The organism is Clostridium sp. HBUAS56017 (assembly GCF_007115085.1).
Classification (GTDB): domain Bacteria; phylum Bacillota; class Clostridia; order Clostridiales; family Clostridiaceae; genus Clostridium; species Clostridium cibarium.
The window spans coordinates 140,047-152,039 of sequence record NZ_SULK01000004.1; the positions used below are offsets into that span (position 1 = coordinate 140,047).

At 27.2% G+C, this 11,993-nt stretch carries 7 protein-coding genes and 1 pseudogene; 2 read left to right on the forward strand and 6 right to left on the reverse strand.

Annotation, left to right across the window (positions count from 1 at the left end; genetic code table 11):
• Both FAY47_RS05845 and FAY47_RS05850 read right to left on the reverse strand, forming a co-directional pair.
• The coding region (locus tag FAY47_RS05845; RefSeq protein WP_185966741.1) for a hypothetical protein at positions 1–4,389 on the reverse strand (4,389 nt) is incomplete at its 3' end.
• Between the two features lie 856 nt (positions 4,390–5,245).
• Positions 5,246–5,529 (reverse strand): annotated as a pseudogene (locus tag FAY47_RS05850) (B12-binding domain-containing radical SAM protein); the annotation flags it as partial.
• 201 nt (positions 5,530–5,730) lie between these two features.
• Between FAY47_RS05850 and FAY47_RS05855 the strand changes: the two are divergent.
• Together FAY47_RS05855 and FAY47_RS05860 are read left to right on the forward strand one after the other, a co-directional pair.
• A complete protein-coding gene (locus FAY47_RS05855) occupies positions 5,731–5,916 on the forward strand; it encodes a hypothetical protein (protein WP_143315610.1) in 186 nt (61 codons plus the stop codon).
• A gap of 77 nt (positions 5,917–5,993) precedes the next feature.
• Positions 5,994–6,374 (forward strand): LytTR family DNA-binding domain-containing protein, encoded by a 381-nt coding sequence (locus FAY47_RS05860; RefSeq protein WP_143315612.1) that lies wholly within the window; start codon positions 5,994–5,996, stop codon positions 6,372–6,374.
• Positions 6,375–6,663: 289 nt separating this feature from the next.
• Here the strand turns inward: FAY47_RS05860 and FAY47_RS05865 are convergent, their stop codons facing one another.
• The 4 genes from FAY47_RS05865 to FAY47_RS05880 form a co-directional block, all read right to left on the reverse strand.
• A complete protein-coding gene (locus tag FAY47_RS05865) occupies positions 6,664–7,860 on the reverse strand; it encodes an MFS transporter (RefSeq protein WP_143315614.1) in 1,197 nt (398 codons plus the stop codon).
• Positions 7,861–7,897: 37 nt separating this feature from the next.
• A complete protein-coding gene (locus FAY47_RS05870; protein WP_143315616.1) occupies positions 7,898–8,947 on the reverse strand; it encodes an ROK family protein in 1,050 nt (349 codons plus the stop codon).
• On the reverse strand, positions 8,919–9,818 hold the full coding sequence (locus tag FAY47_RS05875; RefSeq protein ID WP_243129556.1) for a PHP domain-containing protein: 900 nt from the start codon (positions 9,816–9,818) through the stop codon (positions 8,919–8,921). Before FAY47_RS05875 ends, FAY47_RS05870 begins: the two co-directional genes overlap by 29 nt.
• Positions 9,819–9,892: 74 nt before the next feature.
• On the reverse strand, positions 9,893–11,974 hold the full coding sequence (locus FAY47_RS05880; RefSeq protein WP_143315618.1) for a beta-galactosidase: 2,082 nt from the start codon (positions 11,972–11,974) through the stop codon (positions 9,893–9,895).
• Positions 11,975–11,993: the final 19 nt, after the last annotated feature.

The following is an 11,993-nucleotide window of genomic DNA, read 5'->3' on the forward strand; positions in this document are numbered from 1 at the left end:
CTCAATTGTCTCTTGTCCGTTATTTATTCTCTTAATAACATCTTCAACACTTAATGCTGCTTTCACAATTACTTGAGCATTTTTAGCTTTAATATCTACATTACCTTTCATTTCACCATTGATATAAATCAAGTTATCAACAGTAACTCCAGTGACCCCTATTAAATTATAATCATCTAAAGTCCCTTGACCATTATTAATTCTTATATAAGCATTATTAATATTGATTATTACAGCAATATCAATTTTTATTTTTGCTAAATCAGTATATCCTCTACCTTTAATATCTGCATTAACATAAATCAAATTATCTATAGTTACTCCAGTTATACCTAAATATGCATAATCACTTAAATTTCCTTCTCCTGCATTTATTCTTACTAATATTTCATTTATTGAAGTAACTTTATTAATATATGCTTGAATTTCAGCTAAAGTACTATAACCTTTCCCCTTAAGTTCTGCATTTATATAGATTAAATTTATTTCTGTTACACCCGTAACACTTATAAGATTGTAATCTGCTAATGTTCCTTGTCCATTATTTATTCTGTCTAATGCTGCATGTATTTCAATTACAGTATTTACTGCTACCTTTATTTCTGGTATTGTTCTGTAGTTTTTGCCTTTTAATCCTTCATTTATATATATTAGATTATCAATATTCACTTCAACTAATCCTAATAACTGAAAATCTGCTAACGTTCCTTGCCCATCATTTATTCTATCAAATGTTGCACAAACAGCTACTACTGTATTAACTGCAATTCTATATTCTCCTAAGGTCAAATATCCTTTTCCTTTTATCTCTGCATTTATATATATAATGTTATGTTTAGTTACTCCTAGTATTCCTAGTACTATATAATCATTTAAAGTTCCTTCGCCTCCGTTAATTCTTACAAAAATATCCACATAGCTAACAACTTTATTTATAGATGCTTGTACCTGTACTAAATCTCCATATCCTTTTCCTTTTAATTCTGCATTTATATAAATTAGATTATTAATATTTACTCCCGTTGCTCCTATAAGTTCATAATCGTCTAAACTTGCATTTCCTAGATCTATTCTTCCATAAGCAGCTCTTATATTAATTACTAAATTAACTCTTACTTGTATATCTGCTTGATTATTATAATTTTTACCCTTTAAATCTACATTTACATAAATTAAGTTCTGAACATTAACTCCTGTTATTCCGATGAATTCATAATCATCTACACTAGCTGTTCCTAAGTTAATCCTTTCAATTATTGCAGCTATTTTTAAATGTATTTCATATTGAGCTACAATATCTTTTACCTTTACTTGGACATCACTTAAAATCCTATAACCATAACCTTTAATATTTATATTTATAAATATTAAGTTATCTACTGTTACTCCTGTTGCTCCAATAATTCTATAATCATCTAAAGTACCTTGTCCTAAATTTATCCTAATTAATGCATCATATATTTTTATATTAGCTTCTATTCTTGTCTTTATTTCTGCTATAGTAATATAACCTTTGCCTTTTAAATCTGCATTAATATAAGCTAGGTTATTGACATTTACTCCAACTATACCCAATAAATTATAATCTGCTAAAGTACCTTCACCTAAATTAATTCTTATTATTGATTCATATATATTAACTATTATATCTATTCTAGCTTGTACATCTCCAATTGCCTCATAAGATCTTCCCTTTAAATCAGCATTTACATATACTAAATTATCAATTGTTACTCCAACAGCCCCTATAATTCTATAGTCTTCTATAGTTCCTTGTCCTAAATTTATTCTTGCATATGCATTATATACCTTTACTAAAACATCTATCTTTATTTGTAGTTCTGATACTACAAAAGAAGTGTTTCCTTTTATATTTATATTTACATATACTAAATTATCTACTGTTATTCCAACTATTCCTACTACTTTATAATCTTCTATTGTTCCCTGTCCTGCATTTATCCTTACAAATGCATTGTACATTTTTACTAGCACATCTATCTTTATTTGTAATTTTTCTGCTACAAAGTAGTCATTTCCCTTTATATTTATATTTACATATGCTAAATTATCTACTGTTATTCCAACTATTCCTACTACTTTATAATCTTCTATTGTTCCTTGTCCTGCATTTATCCTCACAAATGCATTGTACATTTTTACTAATACGTCTACCTTTACTTGTATCTCTTTTGATGCACTATAGATAGTTCCTTTTATATTTACATTTATATATACTAAATTGTCTACTGTTACTCCAATTACACCTATAGTAGTATAATCATCTAATGTTCCTTCCCCTCTACTTATCCTTCCATAAGCATCATAAACTTTTACTAGAATATCTACTCTTTCTTGGATTTCCGGAGAAGTAGTATAATTTCTTCCCTTTAAATCTAAATTTATATATGTTAAATTTTCTGTTGTTAATCCAACTATTCCTAAATATTTGTAATCTTCAACAGTTGCTATTCCTTCATTTATTTTTCTAAAACACTCATTAGCTTTTATAATTGATTCATATATTTTTATTACTATATTTACTCTTTCCTGAACTGCTTCTTTTGCTACATAATCTTCTCCTCTAACATTAATATTTATATATGCTAGATTTTGTGCAGTAACACCAACTACTCCTATAGACTCATAATCTTTTAAAGTTGCTTGTCCTAAATTTATTCTTGTATATATAGCATCATTTTTAATTACTAATTCTACTGCTATCTTTATTTGTGCTATAGTTGTATAATTCTTTCCTTGTAATGCTCTATTTACAACTAATAGATTGGTAGATGTAACCACATCTATTCCGATAGCTTCATAATCTTCTATAGTAGCATTACCTGAATTTATAGCTTCTATAGCTTTAAATAATCTTAATGTACTGTCTACAGATTCTTTTATTTCACTTCTTAATAAATCAATTCCTTTTTTATCTCTAAAAATTTTTATATCAGCTCTTATAGCATTAATACTTTCTTGAGTTACCCCTCCAATTGCTAATGCTTCATAATCCTTTAGACTATCATTTCCTCCATTTATATTCCTTAATGGTATTACTACCTTATCTATCGCTTCTTGTACACTTTTTAAAGTTCTATAGTTTTTCCCCTTTAGTGCTTCATTTACATCAAATATGTTATTAATATTTACTCCAGTTGCTCCAATGTATTTATAATTATCTATTGTAGCTTTTCCTGAATTTATATAATAGAAGAAATCTATTATCTTTAATGCTTCATCCACTGCACTAGCTATCTCAGATTTTGTTAAATCCTTTTGTTTAATAGCTCTTTTCCCTAATATTACTTCTCTTATCCAACTAATATTATCTTTAGTTACCCCTTCTATTCCTAATATTTCATAATCTGCTTCTGTTTCTTTTCCATCGTTTATTTTACGCAAAGGTTCTATAATTGTATTTATTTCTACTTTTACATTTCCTAATTCTGTCCAACCTTTTCCCTTTACCCATTCATTAATATCTGAGATATTAACCTCATTAACTTCATTTATTCCTATGAATTTATAATCATCTATAGTAGCTTGTCCCTGATTTATCTTATCTAAAGTTACTTTTATTTTATCTATAACTTTTTGAGTAACATCTATTATTTCTGCTCTATTTAAATTATCTCCTTTTGTAGCTTTTTTACTTGTTACACTTTTCCTTATTAACTCAATATAATCAAACTTTACATTATATATTTCTAATGTATTGTAATCATCGATTGTTTCTATCCCATTATTTATATTTGAAGTAGCTAATAATATTTTATCCACCACTTCTTTTATTTTACTTATACTTCTATATCTTTTGTCTTTTAACCAATTATTAATGTCTGCTATGTTTTTATTATTAACTTCAGTAATTTGAATTAAACTATAGCCACTTTCTTCTCCTTGGCCTAAGTTTATCTTATCAAAAATCACATCTATTTTTGCTACAGTGTCATCTACAATAGCTGAAATCTCATCCTTATTCAAATTTTCTTTCTTTTTTATCTTTGCATCTGCTACTGCTTTTCTTATGACCTGAATATTATCTAATTTTACTTTTCTTATTCTCAGTAAAGTATAATCGTTCAAATCTTCTGTTCCATTATTTATTCTTATAATGGCTTTTTCTTCTTCAGACAAAGTACTATCCACAGTAGTAGTTCCACTGTCACTACTGACAAAAGTATTAGTACTTACAACATTTTCTTTTGTAGTTAATCCCCCAGCTTCCTTATTATTTGTCATTTCTTCGTTATATTCACTTTGGCTAATATCACCTTTCACAGGTATAACTTCTGCCGCATACGTATACACTGGTATATCCATCACACATTTACCTAATAATGCTAGTATAGATATAATTATGGTCCTTTTTATAATTTTAATCATTTACCCACCTCCTTCCCCATGATAACATATACTGTATGTCATGTAATTATATTATCATTCTTCATATTCATGCATAATACGAGCTGTTTCGACTATTGTATTTAGTTCATTCTACAAAAAATAATTGTCCCATTTTTATGAAAAAGTCATCTTTTTTAAGGGAAGATATATCAAGTCACATTCCCACTAATAAAACTATACTTATATCTTCTACAATATACCTAAATAGTTCTTTTGTTACTGAATCAGTAAATTTCCTTCCTTTTGATATACCTGCAAATACCCTCTGAAAATATTTTTCAAGATTCCTATTAAGTAAATAACTAACACACTTTATTATTTAAAGTTAAATATTAATATATATTCGCAAAGTATTTCACTACTATTCGACAAAAAAACTGTTTAAAAACAACTTTTATAAATAAAATTATTTTCAAACAGTATACCATCATCAATTATTCTATTTTAATTAAATATTGTTCAATATTCTTCTTTTGATTTTTAAATATTAAAGGTTCAACCCTATATCCTTCAATACCACCCACATAATTAATATAAATTTCTTTATCAAGCCATCTATATTATTTAAAAAAGAAACTATATCTTCTCTAATGTTATCCTTATATGCCTCATCTACCTCTATAAAGAAATCATTAATACCATTTTCATTATGATATCTAGTTATCTCATTATTGATTAGACCTTCTAAATAAGATAACTTTAGTAAAGCGCCACTACCTAAACATAATGGACATTGTTCTTCCATATATTCATAGATACTCTTCCCTACTCTTTTTTTAGAAATTTGAACTAAGTTTAATTCCGTGAATGGGAATATCTTATGATTTCCTCCATCTTCTTTTAATGCTTCTTGCCAAGTTTCAAAGTTAAAGTACTCTGACCATCCATCAAACTTCTCACCCTTTTCAAAAGCTTTAATTAATACTTCACACATTCTTCTATCTCCTCTAGCAAATAGAACTTTCATATATGAAGTTTCTTGATAATGGTACTCCTAGATTTAATTGACCCTTTTACAGCCTTAATCTTTTCATTAACTTCCTCTATTTTTGCCATAGGAGCCCATTGAAATGATGTGAATGGCTTTGGTATAAGTATCGATGTGCTTACAGTTATCTTTTATAAAAAACTCAGGCACGAGAGCCTGTTGATATCATCTTAGAACCCTTTAACATTGCTTAGGTATCTATTTAGTTATTTTGTTTGAAATACATGTATGATATTCCACTCATTTCTATCAATAAATCTTAGGTTACATAATATGGTTATATAAGCAATATAATCCTTACATTATAATATTTGTATGAAGGAGGGATAGATATGTTTAAAGTCCATAAGAAATTAATTTCTTCAAATGTACCAAGAACTATTAGATTTACGGAGGAACTATTTAATGAATTAAATAATGTAGCAATAAACGAAGATATATCTTTTAATCAATTAATTCTTCAATGTTGTGAGTATGCTCTTATGGAGTATGAAAAAGAAAATAGTGATGAAAATTGATATTTTCTATTTTAAAAATTGAAAATGCAAATAATGAAGCTTAAAGTAAATTTTAGTTAATTAAGGAGTGAGAAAACATGAAAAGGCCAAATGATGTTGAGCTAAATTGGAAGCATGGTGAACCATATATAGTTGATAAAACTGATAAGGGAATATATAAGATATATTTAGAAGATATTATATACATAGAAACGTATAAGAGAAATACATTAATTCACACGAAAAAGGAAAACATTTTAAGTTATAAAACTATGAAATATCATTTAAAAATTCTAAATAACAGCTTTTATAGGTGCCATGAAAGTTATATTGTAAATTTTAAATATATAAGTAAAATAATAAAATTAGATATTACCCTAAAGAATAATGAAATATTGCCATTAAGCAAAAATAGGAAAATAGGTTTTTTAGAAGCATTATTAAACTTTTATAGAAGTCAATTACTATCTAATAACTAGAGGCTTAGCCAAAAAGAACAGTTAGTCTAAATAATTTTCAATAAAACAAAAAAATTTAACTTCATTTTAAAAAATAGATGTAAAAAATATTGATAATACTTAATTTTTTGCATTAAAATATAGGGGCAACAAATTACTTAATGCCCCTATATAATTTTAACTAGATTTGAGTCCGAAATTAAATATATTTTCTAAGAATATAAGAATTACATATGGAATAATCATATCTATAAGACTTTCATCAAACTAAAAAGAGCGTCAATTTCGTTGACACTCTCTTGAAAGCTTCTTATTGCCTATCATTATTTAATAATTGGAACCTATAACATATTATCTTATTAATTATTATAAACATTATTAATATAACTAATAGCGCAATAAATAGTAATTCCAGTGAATATTTAGATAAAAGTAATCCTATTCCTGAAGAAATTATAGATCCTCCAAGGCATGCTGCCCCAACTTGGTATCCAATCAATTTCTCTGCCACATCTTTACTAAAACGTATTGGTGTTTCATGCATTAGACATGGATATACCGGAGATAATCCCATACCGAACATAATTACTCCAATTACATTACATGTATAACTATAGGTGAAAATAATGAATAATAGCCCTAGAATAGCCATGACTAGTCCTATTGTAATCATCTTTCCGTTCCCTACCTTATTTACGATAGTCCCTGAAATTAACCTTCCTACCATAATAGATGAATAATAAATAGTTACTGATATTCCTGCTAATTCTATAGAAATATATCTTGACTCTATCAATACACTATTTAACCATGTTCCCATTGATAATTCCATTCCAGTATATAAAAAGAATAATATTACAGCTAAAAACTGAACATCCTTCGAAAATAATCCTTTTACTTTAAGCTTTTCCTCTTGCTCTTTCTCTTGATTTAAAGTTCTAGGTTCAATTTTCCAAAGCCCTAACAAATCACTTATCAATAAAAGAATTGATATTGATAATTGTATACCTGAAATTATAATATATCCAATCTGCCATGTATTAATATTAGTTATTGAATAAGTCATTATAAATGGTCCTAGAGTAGCACCAATTCCCCAAAAACAGTGTAACCAATTCATATGCCTAGACGTATAATTACGTGCTACATAATAATTAAGTGTCGAATCAACAGCACCTTGTCCTAATCCTAAAGGTATAGTACATATAATTAACCATACGAAATTAGATGAAAATGAATATCCTAAAAGAGATAATCCAGTTAATAAACAACTAAAAAATACAATACCTCCAGTTCCGAAAATTTTCAACAATCTCCCATTCATTATGCTAGAAATGAACGAATTACATAAAAGTAATGTTGTTAATATACCAATACTTTCAAGTGGCAAATTCATATCAACTCTTATACTAGGCCAAGCAACTCCTAGTACTCCATCTGGAATCCCTAGACTAATGAAAGCTAAATATATAATTATAATTAATATATTTTTTTTATTTTTAATCACCTTATTACCTCCTCATACTCTTTCGATTTGCTAGATCTTATATATTTTCAATATAATTTCTAGCTGTTAAATGAGTAAGCCCTTCAAGATAATATTTTGTATCATTTTCTGCTAAAGCAATATTAGGCATCATAATGTCTGAAATATATCTTTTAACATATTTATAGATTATTTCTAAATTCATGTTTTTTATATTTTCATTATCTCCCCCAACTACAACTAAAGAAGGATTTATGACACAATTTAGAATTGAGATTATTCTAGCAATTAATTCTACGCATTCTTCATAAGTAGAATATTTTAAAATCTCATTAATATTTTTGCCATCCTTCCATGGTAGAAAACCTAATTCCCCAGCAAATTTATTATTACCATGAACTATCCTACCATCAACTATTATACCTGCTCCTATACAACTATTATTAAAATGAATATATACAATATTGCTACTTTTAACGCTTATATCATTAAATTCACAAACTTTATCAATAACATATCCATAAGCAATAGCATTTAAATCATTTTCTAGAATTACTGGTATATTTAACTTTTCTTGAATTTCTTGTCCCATTTTATTTATGTGCCAAATATTAAACCCTTTACTTATATAGAAGTGTTTTTCCTTTACTATTCCTGGCACTCCTATTCCTACAGAGCAAATATCCCACTCACCTTTTTTTTCCAACATAAAATTTATTAAAATATCAATGTTATTCTCAATAGCATTAATATTTCCTTCTTCTTTTACATTGCTAAGCAAGTCGCTAATCTTATAAATAATTTCTCCATTATCAACACAGAACGTTAAGATTAAGTTTTTCTCTGGATTTATTGTATATCGTTGAGCCCGTCTACCACCACTAGATTCATCTAACTTTAATTCAATAACATCTCCATTTTCTTTTAATTCTTCTAATAAAGTTCTTACTGTCGTTAAACTTATTTGAGTTTCTTTCGATATTTCTCCTCTAGTTGCAGAACTACGACTAATTAGAACCTTATATATCAAACCCATATTCATTCTTTTAATTAGTTCTGGTTTTACAACTGTTTCATTGTTATAATAACCAATGTTTAATAAGTCCATCTAATATCTCCTTTTTCTTAGAGGTACAATCTACGCTTCCTATTTGAATCTTAGGTTTTGTTTTTCCGTGGAAGTCACTACCACAAGTTAAACTTAACTTTAGCCTAGATGCTTGTTCGATATAGAAGTCTCTTTGATATTCAGAATGATAGCTACTAAATGCCTCAATTCCTACAATCCCTTCTTCCACAATTCCATCTAGAATATCTATATTTTCTTTAATATTATTACCAGGATGTGCTAATACCGCTACTCCCCCTGCTCTATTAATCATATTTATAGCTTCTGTCAAAGTAATATACTTTATCTCAACATATGCTGGTTTTCCTTGTGAGCAAAAATCCCAATAGAAATTTACATATGGATTATCATCTCTGTTCCCCCCCGGAAAGTACTCTTTAAGTAGCTTATTATCTTTATTTCTCTCATCCCCCAAAGCAACTTCTGCAATAATTTCTCCTGTTACTACGCCATCTTTCGATATTTCTTTCACCTTATCATCATCAACATATATTCCTAACTCTTTTATTATCTGAACTTTTTTAGCAGCAGCTCTTTTTTCTTGATTTAATATATTAATTCTATTTTCTTCAAATTTTTCATAATCCGGATTTACTCCATATCCTAATACATGTAAATTAATATTATTATAAGTACAATCTAATTCTATAGCAGGAATTACAGTTATTCCCAGTGTCTTTCCATATGATACTGCTTCTTTTACACCTTGCGTACTATTATGATCTGCTATTGCTAATACACTCATTTTATTTTTATAACCGATATCTATTAATTCCTTGGGCGTATATTCTCCATCATCACTATAATAAGAATGTAAATGCAAATCTACGTTAAAATCCAAATCTCTCATAATCATACCCCTTCTCTATACTTTTATTACATACTTTTATAAGTACATAACAAAAGTATAGCCCATTTTACTTTTTATGTCAATACAGTAATTTCATTACTTACCCTGCAAATATCTCCATAAAAATCTAATGAAATGATATTATTTTTATATTCTACATATGCTTTTTCTGATATATTATAAATTTCATTTACATTTTTAATATAAAAATCAGTTAATTCTTTATGATTAAACTTAAATATTGCAAAAGCTTTCGCTACTAATATAAATTTGAGCATTTCCCCATTTATATTAATTTCTACTTTCTGATTTTTCTCATCTTTGCTAACAACAAATAAATATTTAATTTTCTTATCACTATCAACGCGAGTAGATATAAATACATTTCCCTTTAAAACTTCCAAATTCAATCGTTTTTCAAATACCAAATTGAAATTTTTTTCATCTAGCTCAAACTTGTAAAAAAACTTAGAATTAATATCTCTATTTTCATAATATTTTCTTAAATCACAACATGCCTTTAATTTTTCATCTAAATTTGGAATATCATTATAACAGTGTAACTCTCCTCCATCTTCTAAATAATTGATAAGTTTTTGTTGAACTTGAGATGAAAGAAAATTAAAGCTATAAAAAATCAAATACTTATATTTTCTTAAAGACTCTTCTTTAACATTTTCTAAATCAACTAAATTAAATTTCAAATTTTCATTAATACATGTAGAAACAATTACATCCAAATTATTACTAATCTTGCCCCATGCTTCCAAAGAGTAATATGGTCTATAAATACATACCCCTATTTCTGCCTCTACATCACAATCAAGCAAATCCTTTTGCGCATTTAAAAAAGTATTAAAATGTTGTAGTGACTTATATTTATTATGTGAGCTTTCAGAATCACTAATAGGAGCTGCTTCACAATATGGACCACTAAATAATTTAGGATCTTCAGCATACATATTTATTGTTTCATCACTAAATTTAAGATGTTCTGCACATGAATTTGTTGAACATACATTATAAACATTAAATCCATTAGATCCTCTTGATATCATTATTACTTCATGATATAGAGAAGTAATAGAATATTTATATTCTTCTCCAGCCCATAAATGTCCCCAATTATCCTCAATATTCCCCCACTTTGCATAACTAGCGACAAAAATTATCTCATTAAATGCTTTTTGGCTATACATAGCATTAGGAAGCCAATTAGTGTAAGCAAAAGTAATCCGAGTATCATTAACCCTATTTCTTGTAATCCATGATGCATAAGAGCTATCTTCATCAATCTTAGGAGGATTTATATTGGCAATAATAGGAATATTGTATTTTCTAAAAATTGCTGAATAATTTTTGTAAAACTTTTCTAAATATTCACAGCTCCATTCGCCCCAATCAATATAATCTAAGTCATCTTTATATAAATCTTCCTTATTTCTTTCAAATATATCTTCAAAACTGCTATAGTCTGTATCATGAAGTAAATTATATAATCCTATATATCGATATTTTTCTTTAAGATAATTATTGTAGTTATCTAACCCTTTTGGTGAAAAATCATAATCAGTAATATTACTATTAGCATTACAGTATATTCCTTCATTTCCTACTTGAATCCCAATAATAGGTCCTCTTGGGTAGGCATTAACTTCCAATATGTTATAACAAATATTATCAAACCATTCCTTTGTTAAATTAAAGAAATCTTCATTTAATGGATTTGGTAATTCAGTATTCATATATTTTATTGCTTTTCCATCGTAATTTAAAATATTTTCAAACTCTCCTTTTAATACAAAATCCGGTAAACCTCCATGTTTAATTTCTGCATGTATAAATGGCCCAGGTTTAATAATACAATACATATTTTTTTCTCTAATTAATCTTAATAAAAAATTTATATCAGAATTATTATATATTTCTCCACTAAAAAAGTATTTTATAGAAACATAATTTTGAGCAGAATGATGTCTCCATGGAATATAAAACGTAACAATGGATATGCCTAATCTCTTTATTTCATCCAACTTTTCATTCCAAAATTCTTTCTTATCCCTATAATATGGGTAATCTGCTGTTATTAAAAAATTTTTTTCTCCATTTATTTGTAAAATATTGTTTTTAAAAGAAACATTCTCTGATTTATTCATTCACATATATCCTTTCTAA